Consider the following 14,783-nt stretch of genomic DNA (forward strand, 5'->3'; position numbering starts at 1 on the left):
CGTCCAATTATCTTTTTCCCTGCTAAGCACTTCAAAATATTTTTGAAGCAGGATTTACATACTCCTGCAATAATCAGCCTTTAAGATCTTTTAACATTCAAGCTTTTATCCTTTAGAAATTCATAACCTTACTTTTGATTTTAAATATTGGTAACGCATGAGCCAGTCCAAACCACAACGAAACCTTGTCATCTTTCTCACCTTTTTAAGATTAGGGTGTATTGCATTTGGTGGACCTGCGGCACATTTGGTGTTGTTTTTTCAATATTTTGTGAAACAAGAAAAATGGATAACAGAGCATGAATATGCGCATTTGCTTGCCTTGGCTCAAGTCCTTCCAGGCCCAACAAGTAGCCAGCTCGGCATGGCAATTGGATTTCAACTCAACCGCTACCAAGGTGCTTGTTTTGCATGGTTAGGATTTACTTTACCTTCAGCCCTGCTGATGTGTGCCGCGGCCACTTTAAGTATAAAACTCAGTAATCAACTCTCAACTTTATTCTTTCATGTTATTCAGTTAATTGTACTAGCCGTTGTTGCATGGGCATTTTGGCAAATGATGCGAAGCTTCTGTAAAACAAAATTTCAGTATCTAGTCATGCTTTTAGCTGCATTTTTTATTTATTTCTTTCAATTTTCTCTAAATCAAGTTTTGGTGATTTTATGCGCTGCAATTATCGGTTTAGTTTTATCGTCAAATCAATTACGCAGCCAAAAGCCAAATATCGCCGAAACAGTTCCACCCAAACATGACAATTTTAGCCCGAATGCACATGAAAATACTCGCACCTCTTGGCTTTGGCTTCTGGCTTTTATCTGCCCCTTTTTCGTTCTGCCATTCTTCGATATACAACATAGCAATATATTGGCATTTAGCTTAGAAAGCTTCTACCGCACAGCGTCCCTCGTCTTTGGTGGTGGACATATTATTTTGCCATTTTTACATCAGGACTTTGTCTCGACAGGACTGATCAGTAATGAAAATTTTGACTTAGGCTATGCCCTTGCACAACTCATGCCGGGGCCTTTGTTTAGTTTCGCCGCCTATCTCGGCACACTTTTACCCATGACTGATGTGCTACTCTTAAATGCTGTACTCGCGACTGTGGCGATATTTTTACCATCATTTTTATTATTGTTTGGCTTATTACCGTTTTGGAATAAGTTGATGAAATACCCGATGCTTTTTGGCACCTTAAAAATAATCAATGCTGCTGTCGTCGGTCTATTACTGTGTCTACTATTTCAAATGAGCCAGAAATACATCATTCAATGGACGGACTTTATATTTGTTGCCGTCGTTATTGCTTTACTTCACAGCAAGCTGCCAGTCTGGTTTAGCTTAATAAGCAGTTTTATCGGCTATTATGCTTTTTTAACCTTTCTACCTTTTTAAACTTAAGCAAAAAAAAAACTAGAACTAAAGGAGTAAATTAATCCTCACCGATTAAACTTGCGCCCTTGACCACGGTCTTCCCCTCAACCTGATCCAGTTGATAATGCTGCACATCACTATACTGTTTGATCATTTCAACTAGTTCATTGGAATGTGTGGTCAACCAAAGCTGCGTATAGTGACTTGCTTCAGCAATTAACATCGCCAAGGCAGGTAATAAATCGGGATGCAAGCTGTTTTCTGGCTCATTCAGTGCCATAAAATTTGGGGGTCTTGGACTCAACAAAGCCACGGCTAAACATAAAAACCGTAACGTCCCATCTGAAAATTCTGCACTTTCTAAAGGTCTTAAGATCCCTTGCTTTTGCATCATCATTTGAAAGCGCCCACCCATTTCCTGCACATAAAATTGGGTCTGCGGAAAGGCTTTTTCTAGTACTTCAAACAAGGTTTCACTGTTACCTCGCTCACGCAAGGTTTCAAAAGCTGCGGCTAAATTTGTACCATCATGCGCTAAAACCGGCGAACGAATGCCCACCTGTGGGACACGGATCGGTGAATTTCCACTGACTGAAAACTCATGATAAAAGCGCCAGTTTTTCATGGTCTCACGCACTTGTGAAACTTCGGGGTATAAATGTGGATCGGACAATTGTCCAAACACCGACTCTTCAGGTGTTAAAGACATCGGATAAGCAATCCGTTCTTCATCAACATTTTTAAGAAATGCCGCTTGGTTGGTTCTTTCCAACAACTCACTCATTTTTCGACGTTGATAGCCGCTTAACCAAATCCCTTCAACTTTGACCAAAGGATCGAGTGCAAACAAGGTGATGAGCGGTTCAGGAAAACCAATTTCAAGTTGATATTCATAATGCTCCATTTCCACAGCAAGCTTCATGCGCTTAGGGTCTTTTGATCGATCACCCGCACGGTGGCCACCTGCCCACATGATTTTTTGAATCCCGCCTTCATTTGCAATTGCTTGGGATAATTGACCATTTGCAGCTTCATGCAAGAGACGTACTGCTTTATATAGATTGGATTTACCACAACCATTCGGACCACTGACGATATTTAGACGCGACAAGGTCAGATTCATATGATGAATAGATCGAAAACCTTGAATAGTCACTGAAAGGATCATCATGGGCCACCTAAAATGAGTTGGAAATGCTGATGATTATAAGTGGATTGAATGTATATTTTGCATGCACTTTATCCTAACCATAAAAAAACCCGTAAGCCGAAACTTACGGGTCTTTCATTGTACATTCTAAGTTCAATTTAACCTTAGAATAAACGGTTCATACCATTCAATGTTGCAACACGGTACGCTTCCGCCATAGTCGGATAGTTAAATGTGGTTTCTACAAAATATTTAATCGTATTGTTCGGGCTGTTCATCACGGCCTGACCAATGTGAATAATTTCCGCAGCATTATTACCGAAGCAATGAACACCTAAAATTTCTAAAGTATCACGATGGAACAAGATTTTAAGCTCACCCACGGTGTCGCCCGTAATTTGCGCACGTGCCAAATGACGGAAAGATGCCTGACCCACTTCATACGGAATTTTTTCTTCTGTTAACTGTTGTTCAGTTTTACCAATCGATGAAATTTCAGGAATCGTATAAATACCTGTAGGAATATCCGTTACAGGTGCAATTCCTTCTTCACCGCTCATGTTAGAACCAGCACAGCGACCTTGGTCATATGCAGCAGATGCAAGTGAAGGCCAACCGATTACATCACCCGCAGCAAAGATATTCTCTACTTCAGTTTGATATTGATCATTCACGGTTAATTGACCACGGCTGTTTGGTTTAATACCTACATTTTCTAGGCCTAAACCATCTGTATTACCAGAACGGCCGTTACACCACAAAATCGCATCCGCTTTAATTTTCTTACCACTTTGCAAGTGAAGAACCACATGATCATCATGTGTTTCAAGATGATCAATCTGTTCGTTGTGGCGAATCAGTACACCCTGCTCACGTAAACGATATGACAATGCATCTGAGATTTCATCGTCTAAATAACTGAGTAATTTGTGCTGTGTATTGATCAAATCAACTTTGTGGTCTAGACCAATAAAGATAGAGGCATATTCACAACCAATCACACCTGCACCATAAATGATGATTTTTTGGATTGAATAATCCAGATCCAAAATTTTGTCTGAATCAAATACGCGAGGATGATTAAAGTCTAAAGCGGCTGGACGGTAAGGACGTGAACCTGTAGCAATCACTAATTGCTGGAACACTAAAGTTTCCGTCATACCTTCATTGCTAAAAATCAAAACAGTGTTTTGATCTTGGATATACGCACGGCCGTGGAAAATATCAATTTTATTACGGTCATAAAAACGTGAATGAGTTTCAACTTGTTGTTGAATCACTTTATGCGCATTACGTAACACCTGTTTCATCGTGAACTGTTTCCATTCACCGACTTTTTGGAACATAGGGTCACGTTGGTAACGTAAAATGCTTGAAACGGTCTGACGCAATGCTTTACTTGGAATTGTTCCTACATGGGTACAGTTACCACCAAGCTGTTCACGCATATCTACAATTGCAACTCGCTTACCTGATTTAGCAAGTTTCATTGCAGCGCCTTCACCCGCAGGGCCAGAACCCAGAACTACCGCATCGTATTTCACGAAAGTTCCACTAACGACCTCTTTCTTACGTGGCATTCAACGCTCCTTTACAAATATTCTTTAATCTAGGCTGTATTATGACGTATATCCTAACTTTTTTGGATATTTAGCTCACATATATTATGTGATAACCACATTTATTATATGAATATCGTTTTCCCCCTATTTAAGCTCAAGTCCGCTATAATGATCGAGCTAATTTTTTGAATATCTCCTCGTCAAAAACAGTGGAAAAGTTGAATATGTCTGAGAACCGTAAACCTGTACAGGGTGTAAAACTTCGTGGCGCAGAAAAAGTCGCTCGCATACCTGTGAAGGTTGTGCCAACGGTTGAAACGCCTCGTAAGCCTGACTGGATTCGGGTCAAAATGGCTGCCCCTGATGAAGTTCAACGTATTAAAACAACTTTGCGCGCACAAAAATTACATACCGTGTGTGAAGAAGCGGCTTGCCCGAACTTACCTGAATGTTTCGGTGGCGGTACTGCAACCTTTATGATTATGGGCGATATCTGTACTCGTCGTTGCCCATTCTGCGACGTTGCGCATGGTCGTCCTAATGCTCTTGACCCAGATGAACCACGTCACATGGCAGAAACCATTGCCAATCTTGGTTTGAAATATGCCGTAATTACGTCGGTCGACCGTGATGACCTAGTTGATGGCGGCGCACAGCACTTTGTTGACTGTATTAAAGAAGCTCGTGACTTGAGTCCAAAAACACTTTTGGAAATTCTAGTTCCTGACTTCCGTGGTCGTATGGATGTTGCCCTTCGTATTATGACGGAGTGTCCACCTGATGTCTTTAACCACAACATTGAAACCGTGCCACGTTTGTATAAAGCAATGCGTCCGGGTTCTGACTACCAACACTCTCTAAACTTATTAAAAATGTTTAAAGAATACTGCCCAGATGTTCCAACCAAATGTGGTTTGATGGTCGGTATTGGTGAAACTGAAGAAGAAGTGATCGCATTATTAGACGACTTAAAAGCACACGATGTTGACTATGTCACCATTGGTCAGTACTTACAGCCCTCTAAAGAACATGCACCTATTGACCGTTTTGTAAGCCCAGAAGAATTTGAGCGTTACACGGCACATGGTCAAAAGCTTGGTTTCAAAAACATTTGGGCTGCACCAATGGTTCGTTCAAGCTACTTTGCTGACCGTCAATACTATGGTGAGCCAGTACCTACGGTACGTCGTAAAACTGATCCTGCAAAGAAAATTGCAGTGCAAACGATTGAAGCCTAATCACGCAAAGATTTAAAACATCGCAAATTAAAGCCCTCATTGATTGAGGGCTTTTTTGTGGCTTTCACACTCAGCCCAATTCATTTACCACTATATGATCTTTTGAAAATAGTGCGTTCCTTAAACGTTATCCAATATATCGAATCATCCAAGTTTACGTAATGTGACATTTTTTTGCCCGATAGGGATTGTATTGTGATTATTTATTAATCAATCTATTGATAACACTTTATTTGCGCTTTCATGATATTCGCGCAATTTTCCAATCACACTCACCAGCCGAGTGATGCCATTTTGACAGTCTCATGCACTTTAAAATCAGAAAGACAAAAGATGAGATCATTTTTAAACGCATGTAGGCTGTTTTAAACGCATAACGCTCTGGCCCTTGTCACTGGAGCCATAACAAATGCTATTTATACTCAGTGCAGTACTCTTTATTTTTGCTCTTTGGGCCGTTTTTTTCTTTGAACTTTCACGAGCTGTAGGCGCAATAACACTGATATTTGTTTCAATTGCACTCGCCTTTTTAAGCCCATGGTCATTATTACTTGGCATCCCTCTTATTGCTTTAAGTTTAATTGTGTTGATTGACCCACTGCGGCTCAATCTGCTCACCAAACCTGCCTATAAAACCTTAGCAAATGCGATGCCGAGTATGAGTATTACGGAACGTGAAGCGTTAGATGCAGGAACAAGTTGGTGGGAAAAAGAGCTATTTATGGGCGCGCCTGATTGGAAAAAATTTGAGGCTTATCCCTATCCTCAGCTCAGTGATGAAGAACAATCCTTCATTGATAATGAAGTTGAACAACTTTGTGCCATGCTCAACGAGTGGGATATTCACCATAAACATAAAGACCTTCCACCAGAAGCATGGCAATTCATTAAGGATAATGGTTTCTTAGGACTGGTGATTCCAAAATCTTACGGGGGCCGTGAATTTAGTTCATTTGCACAAAGCCGTGTCATGAGCAAAATTGCATCCCGATCACTGACTGCCGCAGTCAGTTGTATGGTGCCCAACTCTCTTGGACCCGGGGAATTACTTCTACACTATGGTACCGAAGCACAAAAAGACAGATACCTCCCTGGCCTTGCAAAAGGTGAAGAAATTCCATGTTTTGGACTCACAAGCCCTGAAGCCGGTTCGGATGCAGGCGCTATTCCAGATACAGGTGTCGTCTGTTATGGCACCTTTGAGGGACAACAAGTGCTCGGCTTAAACATGAATTTCTCTAAACGCTGGATTACCCTTGCACCGATTGCCACTGTCATTGGTCTGGCATTTAAGTTATACGATCCAGATGGCTTATTGGGAGATAAAAATAAAACGGAATATGGCATCACCTGCGCGCTGCTACCGGCGAGTCATGACGGTGTCGTTACAGGTCCACGTCATAATCCAGGCTCTCCGTTTATGAATGGTACAGTTGAAGGCAAAGATGTCTTTATTCCCTTAGACTGGATCATTGGAGGGATTGAAAATGCTGGCAAAGGCTGGCGTATGCTGATGGAATGTTTAGCGGTTGGTCGTGGCATTTCACTCCCAGCTTTGTCAACGGCAGCCGGAGAAATGGCATATTTAAACGTCGGGGCATTTGCCAAAGCTCGTCAGCAATTTAAAATTTCTGTAGGTAATTTTGAAGGTGTACAAGAAGCATCGAGTGATATCGCATCAGACGCTTATATGCTTGAAGCATTTCGCTATTTGGTGACTTGTGGTTTAAACCAAGGCGGCAAACCTGCTGTAATGACTGCAATGGCCAAATACTATGCCACTGAAACCATGCGGAAAGTGGTGAATCATGGCATGGACATCGTCGGTGGACGTGCCGTGCAAATGGGACCTCGTAATTTTTTAGCTTTGAATTATCAGGCCATTCCTGTGTCAATTACCGTCGAAGGCGCCAATATTCTAAGTCGCTCTCTAATGATTTTTGGACAGGGCTCAATGCGTTGTCATCCATATTTATTTGAAGAGCTACAATTACTTCAAGCCAAAGATAAGAACACTGCACTCAATACATTCAACGAAATGCTCTTTAAGCACTTAGGCTATACTTTTAACCGAACTGCACGTGCCTTTGCTTATGCGTTCACTGGTGGCCCATCAGACTCACCTGCTTCAGCGGATGAATTTAGTCGCCCCTACTATAAAAAAATTAATCGATTCAGTGCCGATTTCGCGCTGACTGCAGATATGTGTCTTGGTCTTTTAGCCGGCGATATTAAACGTAAAGAAATGCTCTCTGGCCGACTTGCAGACATTCACTCTTATTTATTTATAGCAACGGCTATTCTTAAATATTATGAACAAGGTCAAAGAAGCGAAGCTGAACAATTACATGCGCAACTTGCATTAGATAAAGCTTTGTACAATGTTGAAGAAGCTTTCCAGGGCTTATTTGATAACTTCCCAATGCGACTAGCAGCAAGCGTAGTAAAAATCATCTGCTTTCCGTTTGGACGAGTTGTTGCCAAACCTACAGACCGTTTAAAACGTGAAGTTGCCACTCAAATGATGCTAGACAATACTTTCCGCCAAGAACTGAAAAAGCACGTGTATTACAGCACAGCAGCAGATGAAGTTTCTGGTCGTATGGAAAATGCCTTTTTACAATTGTTGAAAATTGAACCGCTGTGGAACCAATTTAAAAAAGCTGAATCTAAAGGCCAATTCAAAGGTTTAACTTTTGAAGCACATATAGCCGATGCGATTGCACAAAAATTCATTACAGCCTCTGAAGCTGAACAGCTCAACACTTACAACATTCAACGCTATGACAGTATGCTCACAGATGTATTTGACATGCAGCTCATCCACGAACTTGAGCTATCCAATCCACATTTAACCATTGCACCAGAAGTGAAAAAGCAACAACACACCGATGATGAACCAGAAGCCTTCCTGCGTTATTAATCAACTTCTGCATCGCTTTTAAGCTTTATTTTTCTCAAAATAAAAGCCATTCCACTGTTAAACAATGGGATGGCTTTTTTATACGACCATCAGCCAATGGTATCGCAGAGTCAAAGGTATAGGCTGTACTGCAAAATTACATCACAGAGGGTTTGCTGCATGTCACAACAAGATTATGAAAATGGCTTAAAAGTTCGTACTGAAGTTATGGGTGAAAGTTTCGTTAAACGTGCTCAAGACAATATCGTGCCATTTACTCAACCTTTGCAAGATTGGATTAATGAGCATGCATGGGGTTCAACTTGGCAGCGTGAAGGCGTTTTACCCCGTAAATATCGCTCACTGATTACCATTGCATTTTTAACTGCACAAAAAAGTCCAACAGAACTCAAGGGTCATGTCCGAGGTGCTTTAAATAATGGGGCGACTGTAGAAGAAATTCAGGAAGTGTTACTTCATAGTTTGCCATATTGTGGCGCACCGGCGACTCAAGAAGCCTTTCGTGCAGCACTTGAAGTCATTAATGACTATCAAAAATCTGAATAAGTCGCTACGTTATAAAACAGCTTTAGAAAACTGCGATTATCGTGGTTTTCTAAAGGGTTTCATCTTGTTTTTAACTTACGACCTTAAATATAGTGAATCCCGAATCAAATCCAATACACATTAAAATTATAGAAGAATTCATTCACTTCAAATCGAACTTGATATCCCAATTCTGTAAGCTCAGCAGATAAACTTCGAATCTCTTCTAAAGCTAAGTGCTTGGGTAAAACCGTAAATACGGCGGTATTCCCCTGTTTGGCATTTTCTTCAATCAGCAAAGCCAAACGTGCCTTATATAAGGCGATATCTAAATTGGCTTGACTGGATAAAACTTTGGCATGTTCTGCGGGTAAAAAGCTCATATTCTTATACGCTTATCTGATTATTATTGCTTATAAATTAAGCCAAATTCAGCAAAGCGTGCAATGCTTTTTTGTAATTAATATTTCAATTTTAAAGCACATTGTTTGGCCCAAACGATGCACGTCAAAGCGTTATGCAAAAAAGAATTCAAAAAAAATCCCTCATGAAGAGGGATTTTCTATACTAACGTGGTAATGGAATATATTGCGAGTCACTGTTTTGAGTTTGCGGTTTACGCTCTCCTACTTGTACCGGCAATGTCATCGCCTTACCATCTCGCTCAATATCAATTTGCATAGTGCTCAATGGCGCTTGCTGTGCAACGTAATTGATTAAATGTGAGGTCGAGGTAATTAGCTCATTATTCACTTTCATGATTTTATCACCACGTTTTAAACCTGCTTGTGCTGCAGGTCCATTACGAATAACATCTGCCACAATCACACCATTCACCCGTGGATCTAAAATATTTTCTTGTTTAATTGGAAGTAAACTAATACCTAACCAACCACGTACCACTCGCCCATCTTTTAAAATAGCGTTCAGCACTTGTTGGCACACTTTTGCAGGAATGGCAAAACCAATCCCCAAAGAGCCACCTGACTGCGAGAAGATCGCGGTATTTACACCAATTAAGTTCCCTGCAACATCAATTAAAGCACCACCAGAGTTGCCGGGGTTGATCGCAGCATCTGTTTGAATAAAGTCTTCGTAAGTGTTGATTCCCAAATCTGAACGACCTGTAGCTGAGATAATCCCTTGCGTAACCGTCTGACCCACGCCAAAAGGGTTACCAATCGCTAGGACGACATCACCGACTTCATTGCCACTTAGCTTAAATGGCAAAACTGGTAATTGACTCATTTCAATCTTAATCACTGCTAAGTCTGTATCTGGGTCTGTACCCACAACTTTCGCTTCAGCACGACGACCATCATGTAAAGCCACAACGATCTGATCGGCCTGTGCGATCACGTGGTTATTCGTCAAAATATAGCCATCTGGACGAACAATCACACCTGAACCTAAACTATTTTCGTTTTGATTGGTTTGATCTGGAAGTTGATTACCAAAAAACTCACGGTAAACAGGATCATTTAATAAAGGATGATCCAATTGTTTCACTTTTTGCGTAGTGAAAATATTGACAACCGCTGGAGCAGCAACTTTTACCGCAGCACTATACGAAACTACACCGCCTGTACGCGACGTATCAATGAGGGGCTCAACCTTTTCTGCAGGCATTTTAACCCCATCTGGGGCAATGGGTGCTTTAGGTTTTTGAACCTGTTGCCATGTAAAGAAACCGATGATCACAAGTATTAATAATACCCAAGGTAACCATGTAAAGGTCCGACGCACGTCTATATCCTCTAAATTTTATAATTCATTGATGGCTAAATAATTTATATCGTATTGTAATGTAATATTTTCAACAAACTTAAAAATAAACACAGAGATTTGTGATTCTTTAGTTACAATTTAAACAATCGTAAATTTTGATGCATCTCTTTGAGATTTTGGACAGTATATGGCTCAGTTAAGTGAAATTATTCAGTGGTGTGACAGCACACTCAAAGCACATGAATTTAAGGACTATGCTCCCAACGGCTTGCAAATTGAAGGCTCAGCAGAAGTGCATAAAATTTTATGTACAGTTACCGCATCACAAACAGCGATTGAAGCCGCGATAGCAGCGAAAGCTGATTTGCTATTGGTACACCATGGTTATTTTTGGAAAGGTGAAGCTTACCCAATCACAGGTATGCGTGGCAAACGCATCAAAACCCTGATCAAAAAAGATATTTCATTAGTTGGCTATCACTTACCTTTAGATAGTCACCCTACTTTAGGTAATAATGCAGCGATAGCAGATTTGCTCGAATTAGAGAATATTGAAGCCTTAGATCCTACTGAGCGCAATCCTATTGGTAATGTTGGTTATTTAAAACAAGCAATGACTCCAGCGGCGTTTAAAGACTTCGTTTCTGAAAAATTAGGATTTGATGTCATTCACCTGCCGGCAGATAAACCATCGATTCAAAAAATTGGTTTGTGTACGGGTGGCGCACAAGACTTTATTGGCAAAGCCGCTGCATTAGATTGTGATGCGTACATTTCAGGTGAAGTGAGTGAACGTACTTTTTACGAAGCTGAAGAATTAAATGTGCATTATTATGCATGTGGACATCATGCAACTGAAAGATATGGTGTACAACGACTCGCAAAAGCTATTTCAGAACAGTTCAATATTGAGTATAGTTATTTCGAATTAAACAACCCGATTTAATTTAAATCGTCTTGGTCTTTGACTCAGTCCTTATACGTATATTTTCAGGCTTTATTCTGTATTGTTATTTATAAGCAATGCGCATTTTACTGCAAGAATCTATTACAATAACGGCACTTAATGTCAAAACCCAGCAAAATGCAAGGAATTGAAAACATGACAACGATTACTTTACCAGCGTTACCTTACGGTTACGAAGATCTTGCTCCGCACATCAGCAAAGAAACTTTAGAATACCATCACGACAAACACCACAATACTTATGTGGTTAACCTAAACAAAGCAATTGAAGGTACTGACCTTGCTGGCAAAACTTTAGAAGAAATCATCACTGCTGTTAAAGGCGATGCTTCTAAAGCTGGTATCTTCAACAATGCAGCTCAAGTATGGAACCACACATTCTACTGGAACTGTATGGCTAAAAACGGTGGCGGTAAAGCTACTGGCGCTTTAGCAGCTAAAATCGACGAAGCTTTCGGTTCTTACGAAAAATTCGCTGAAGAATTTGCAAATGCTGCTGCAACTCAGTTCGGTTCAGGTTGGGCTTGGTTAGTTGCTGACGAAGTAAACGGTAACCTTTCTATCCTTAAAACTTCAAATGCTGACACTCCACTTGCTCACGGTAAAGTTGCAGTGTTGACTATCGACGTTTGGGAACATGCTTACTACATCGACTTCCGTAACGCTCGTCCTAAATACATCTCTACTTTCTTAGAAAGCCTAGTGAACTGGGACTATGCAAACGCTAAATATGCAGGTCAAGCTGCTGGCGTTGAAAAATAAGTTTTAAAACTTATTCAAAAGTCAAAAAAATCACCCTTTTAGGGTGATTTTTTATGCTTTAAATATCATACTGCCACAACAAACAATATTACACAAAAGAATGAATTAAGAGCCATTACTAATCATAAAAGCAAAATATACCAAAATATTAGTGATATTTATCTTTATCACTATAATCCAGTATTTGAGTTACTCTTATGTTCAAGAATCTATTAAATATAGCTTTAATTCAGCACTAATACTGACTGGATTATCAATTATGGAATTCGTCTTAATTTTACTTATCATCAAAAATGGACTGCCACAAATTAGATTTTTCGAAAGTCATTGTATAATTCAACTTTATATAATTAAAATTCAGTTTAACTATGATCAAATAGAAAGCATATCCATTAACAACACAAAAAGTCACTACAAACTATTACCTGTCGGTAATGAATATTTATTAAGGATTGTATTCAAACACAATCAAAATCTTTTTAATCTACTCCAAAACACCATTAAACCTGTTATGTCTTTTTCTAAATTTCATTTAGATACCTTCGCAAACCATCAAATTTTAGAAATATATTTATTATTCCAAATTATAATTCCTTTAGATCAAGAGAAACGTATAACTACGCTTAAAAATTTAAATCTACAAAATTTGACGATAAAGCAAATCAGCAACCTAGATGATATAAAAAACTTCAAAAATAACCGCTATTTAAGAAAAAATTTCTAGACTTGAACAATAAAAAAACATTCAAATAGTCATTTCATCAAATCTGCTTGACCGCTTTAGCTTTCATCCCTAAAATGCGCATCAGATTCTCCAATAGCTCAGTCGGTAGAGCGACGGACTGTTAATCCGCAGGTCCCTGGTTCGAGCCCAGGTTGGAGAGCCATCTATTCTTCCATAGCTCAGTCGGTAGAGCGACGGACTGTTAATCCGCAGGTCCCTGGTTCGAGCCCAGGTGGAAGAGCCAGATTCTAAAAAGCCCACTCATTGCGAAGTGGGTTTTTTATTGCCTGATATTTAACAAAGCATACCTACTTTTTTGTTTTTGCTATCCTAAAAAGTATCCGTATATGTACCAACTTGTCTGATTCGGCTATTTTTAAAACACTTAATTTGATTTTTAAGTATTTTATTTAAATCAGGCTTGACCACCCTCCCATACATCTTTAGAATCCACTTCAGATTCTCCAATAGCTCAGTCGGTAGAGCGACGGACTGTTAATCCGCAGGTCCCTGGTTCGAGCCCAGGTTGGAGAGCCAAATTCTAAAAGCCCACGCATTATGTCGTGGGCTTTTTTTATGCTCTGACTTTTGTTTTAAGATAAGTATAACTTGCTCTATGACCTAAGCTATTCACTTAGCTCTCCGACCACATTAGAAAGAATAGTCAGAGCTTAAGTTTTAAAAACGCTTTATATTAAAGGTGTGTATATTTAATACATTCAGCCTAAATTTCCTTATTTTTTGCAATTCTGACTTGACCTCACTGCATTTGCCCCATAGAATGCGTGCAGATTCTCCAATAGCTCAGTCGGTAGAGCGACGGACTGTTAATCCGCAGGTCCCTGGTTCGAGCCCAGGTTGGAGAGCCAAATTCTAAAAAGCCCACGCATCATGACGTGGGCTTTTTTCATATATGTAGTTTATTCCGTGCCAGATCTAAGTCAGTTCATATTTTTTATTATTGGTTGCTTGGCAACTTTTGCCCTTGTCTACTTAGTCTTTCCCAGACTGTTTAGAAGCAGACAAAAGTATTTCCCACGTCGTGTAATCACTGCCTTTGAAAGTAAGATGTTTCATCGTTTAAATGAAGCATTTCCGAACTACCACATTTTAGCCCAAGTGGCTTTTAGTGCACTGATCACCAATCAAAATTATAAAATCAGAAATAAATTTAATCGAAAAGTCACTGATTTTGTCATACTTGACCAAACTTATGATGTGCTTGTGATTATCGAACTGGATGACCCCAGTCATATAGGCAAAGAGCAAGAAGATGCTGAACGTGATGCAATGCTTGAAGAAGCTGGCTACCGTGTAATCCGCTACACCAGCATTCCAACAGTTCACACGCTCAGGCATGATGTAAATAAATAGTTGTTAAATACGTAAAGTACAATCAAACATTGGGTGAATGCGCATTGCCTTCACATCCATAATGTAAGCAGAATTTTATTGAGCATTTGACTCTTGAGCTGCCAGCACTTCCGATACTGCTTGGTCAGCCTCAGCAGCCAAAGCCTCATCTTGTGCTTCTTTTGCTTTAATGCGCTCAATCATTTCAGCTTGTTGTTGCTTATATTTTTCTTGGTTTTTGGCATCACTATTGACTGCAAGAAAAGCCATGCTGACCAAAAATATAGGAATCAATAGCCCAAGTGCCATCAGAGTGATCATCTTTTTGGTATTGGGTTTTGGCTTAACTTCAGACATAACTATTCTTTCATATACATAAATAATTCGACGCCCAATATAGCAAAAAACAAAATTCGCTCAAGTATTCATAACATTCTTTGCTCGAACTAACTGTGCTCCTCATTTTTAAGGATTGA

Annotated in this window: 13 protein-coding genes and 4 tRNA genes; 12 read left to right on the top strand and 5 right to left on the bottom strand. The window is 39.8% G+C overall.

The window, feature by feature from the left end; all coding sequences use genetic code 11:
- Nucleotides 1-157 precede the first annotated feature (157 nt).
- Nucleotides 158-1,396, top strand: a complete 1,239-nt coding sequence (chrA, locus tag FTU62_RS04125) for a chromate efflux transporter (protein ID WP_180101912.1) — start codon at nucleotides 158-160, stop codon at nucleotides 1,394-1,396.
- A gap of 37 nt (nucleotides 1,397-1,433) precedes the next feature.
- Here chrA and FTU62_RS04130 read toward each other — a convergent pair whose 3' ends face one another.
- Both FTU62_RS04130 and sthA read right to left on the bottom strand, forming a co-directional pair.
- Nucleotides 1,434-2,546 (bottom strand): AAA family ATPase, encoded by a 1,113-nt coding sequence (locus FTU62_RS04130; protein WP_180101913.1) that lies wholly within the window; start codon nucleotides 2,544-2,546, stop codon nucleotides 1,434-1,436.
- A gap of 143 nt (nucleotides 2,547-2,689) precedes the next feature.
- Nucleotides 2,690-4,105, bottom strand: coding sequence for a Si-specific NAD(P)(+) transhydrogenase (gene sthA / locus FTU62_RS04135; RefSeq protein ID WP_078190237.1), 1,416 nt, complete (start codon nucleotides 4,103-4,105; stop codon nucleotides 2,690-2,692).
- A gap of 206 nt (nucleotides 4,106-4,311) precedes the next feature.
- Between sthA and lipA the strand changes: the two genes are divergently transcribed.
- The 3 genes from lipA (at nucleotide 4,312) to FTU62_RS04150 (ending at nucleotide 8,794) form a co-directional block, all read left to right on the top strand.
- Nucleotides 4,312-5,325: a lipoyl synthase gene (gene lipA / locus FTU62_RS04140; RefSeq protein ID WP_180101914.1), complete on the top strand. Its 1,014-nt coding sequence runs from the start codon at nucleotides 4,312-4,314 to the stop codon at nucleotides 5,323-5,325.
- Nucleotides 5,326-5,734: 409 nt separating this feature from the next.
- Nucleotides 5,735-8,248 carry an acyl-CoA dehydrogenase gene (locus FTU62_RS04145; RefSeq protein ID WP_180101915.1) on the top strand — a complete coding sequence of 838 codons (2,514 nt, stop codon included), beginning with the start codon at nucleotides 5,735-5,737 and terminating at the stop codon, nucleotides 8,246-8,248.
- A 159-nt stretch (nucleotides 8,249-8,407) separates the two neighbouring features.
- Nucleotides 8,408-8,794, top strand: coding sequence for a carboxymuconolactone decarboxylase family protein (locus tag FTU62_RS04150; protein WP_180101916.1), 387 nt, complete (start codon nucleotides 8,408-8,410; stop codon nucleotides 8,792-8,794).
- Nucleotides 8,795-8,898: 104 nt separating this feature from the next.
- Here FTU62_RS04150 and FTU62_RS04155 read toward each other — a convergent pair whose 3' ends face one another.
- Together FTU62_RS04155 and FTU62_RS04160 are read right to left on the bottom strand one after the other, a co-directional pair.
- Complete coding sequence (locus FTU62_RS04155) at nucleotides 8,899-9,156, bottom strand: hypothetical protein (protein ID WP_078190243.1); 258 nt, start codon at nucleotides 9,154-9,156, stop codon at nucleotides 8,899-8,901.
- A gap of 184 nt (nucleotides 9,157-9,340) precedes the next feature.
- On the bottom strand, nucleotides 9,341-10,519 hold the full coding sequence (locus FTU62_RS04160; protein ID WP_078191894.1) for a S1C family serine protease: 1,179 nt from the start codon (nucleotides 10,517-10,519) through the stop codon (nucleotides 9,341-9,343).
- Nucleotides 10,520-10,688: 169 nt separating this feature from the next.
- Here FTU62_RS04160 and FTU62_RS04165 point away from each other — a divergent pair, with 169 nt between their 5' ends.
- The 8 genes from FTU62_RS04165 to FTU62_RS04200 all read left to right on the top strand — a co-directional run bounded on the left by FTU62_RS04165 (nucleotide 10,689) and on the right by FTU62_RS04200 (nucleotide 14,328).
- Nucleotides 10,689-11,447 (top strand): Nif3-like dinuclear metal center hexameric protein, encoded by a 759-nt coding sequence (locus tag FTU62_RS04165; RefSeq protein ID WP_180084138.1) that lies wholly within the window; start codon nucleotides 10,689-10,691, stop codon nucleotides 11,445-11,447.
- A 156-nt stretch (nucleotides 11,448-11,603) separates the two neighbouring features.
- Complete coding sequence (locus FTU62_RS04170) at nucleotides 11,604-12,230, top strand: superoxide dismutase (protein WP_078192384.1); 627 nt, start codon at nucleotides 11,604-11,606, stop codon at nucleotides 12,228-12,230.
- Nucleotides 12,231-12,489: 259 nt separating this feature from the next.
- Complete coding sequence (locus FTU62_RS04175) at nucleotides 12,490-12,954, top strand: hypothetical protein (protein ID WP_180101917.1); 465 nt, start codon at nucleotides 12,490-12,492, stop codon at nucleotides 12,952-12,954.
- A gap of 87 nt (nucleotides 12,955-13,041) precedes the next feature.
- Nucleotides 13,042-13,117: transfer RNA gene (locus tag FTU62_RS04180), tRNA-Asn, on the top strand.
- A gap of 5 nt (nucleotides 13,118-13,122) precedes the next feature.
- Nucleotides 13,123-13,198 (top strand) — tRNA-Asn (locus tag FTU62_RS04185).
- 217 nt (nucleotides 13,199-13,415) lie between these two features.
- Nucleotides 13,416-13,491: transfer RNA gene (locus FTU62_RS04190), tRNA-Asn, on the top strand.
- A gap of 256 nt (nucleotides 13,492-13,747) precedes the next feature.
- Nucleotides 13,748-13,823: transfer RNA gene (locus FTU62_RS04195), tRNA-Asn, on the top strand.
- A gap of 22 nt (nucleotides 13,824-13,845) precedes the next feature.
- Nucleotides 13,846-14,328: a DUF2726 domain-containing protein gene (locus tag FTU62_RS04200; RefSeq protein WP_218948578.1), complete on the top strand. Its 483-nt coding sequence runs from the start codon at nucleotides 13,846-13,848 to the stop codon at nucleotides 14,326-14,328.
- A 75-nt stretch (nucleotides 14,329-14,403) separates the two neighbouring features.
- On the opposite strand, the gene FTU62_RS04205 is transcribed toward FTU62_RS04200, so the two are convergent.
- On the bottom strand, nucleotides 14,404-14,664 hold the full coding sequence (locus FTU62_RS04205; protein WP_180101918.1) for a hypothetical protein: 261 nt from the start codon (nucleotides 14,662-14,664) through the stop codon (nucleotides 14,404-14,406).
- Nucleotides 14,665-14,783 lie beyond the last annotated feature (119 nt).

The organism is Acinetobacter sp. YH12126 (genome assembly GCF_013418745.1).
GTDB lineage: Bacteria > Pseudomonadota > Gammaproteobacteria > Pseudomonadales > Moraxellaceae > Acinetobacter > Acinetobacter amyesii.

Bases quoted from the DNA above. Each gene is read 5' to 3' on its own strand.
- chrA (WP_180101912.1), top strand. From the start codon at position 158: ATGAGCCAGTCCAAACCACAACGAAACCTTGTCATCTTTCTCACCTTT.
- FTU62_RS04130 (WP_180101913.1), bottom strand. From the start codon at position 2,546: ATGATGATCCTTTCAGTGACTATTCAAGGTTTTCGATCTATTCATCAT.
- sthA (WP_078190237.1), bottom strand. From the start codon at position 4,105: ATGCCACGTAAGAAAGAGGTCGTTAGTGGAACTTTCGTGAAATACGAT.
- lipA (WP_180101914.1), top strand. From the start codon at position 4,312: ATGTCTGAGAACCGTAAACCTGTACAGGGTGTAAAACTTCGTGGCGCA.
- FTU62_RS04145 (WP_180101915.1), top strand. From the start codon at position 5,735: ATGCTATTTATACTCAGTGCAGTACTCTTTATTTTTGCTCTTTGGGCC.
- FTU62_RS04150 (WP_180101916.1), top strand. From the start codon at position 8,408: ATGTCACAACAAGATTATGAAAATGGCTTAAAAGTTCGTACTGAAGTT.
- FTU62_RS04155 (WP_078190243.1), bottom strand. From the start codon at position 9,156: ATGAGCTTTTTACCCGCAGAACATGCCAAAGTTTTATCCAGTCAAGCC.
- FTU62_RS04165 (WP_180084138.1), top strand. From the start codon at position 10,689: ATGGCTCAGTTAAGTGAAATTATTCAGTGGTGTGACAGCACACTCAAA.
- FTU62_RS04170 (WP_078192384.1), top strand. From the start codon at position 11,604: ATGACAACGATTACTTTACCAGCGTTACCTTACGGTTACGAAGATCTT.
- FTU62_RS04175 (WP_180101917.1), top strand. From the start codon at position 12,490: ATGGAATTCGTCTTAATTTTACTTATCATCAAAAATGGACTGCCACAA.
- FTU62_RS04200 (WP_218948578.1), top strand. From the start codon at position 13,846: ATGACGTGGGCTTTTTTCATATATGTAGTTTATTCCGTGCCAGATCTA.
- FTU62_RS04205 (WP_180101918.1), bottom strand. From the start codon at position 14,664: ATGTCTGAAGTTAAGCCAAAACCCAATACCAAAAAGATGATCACTCTG.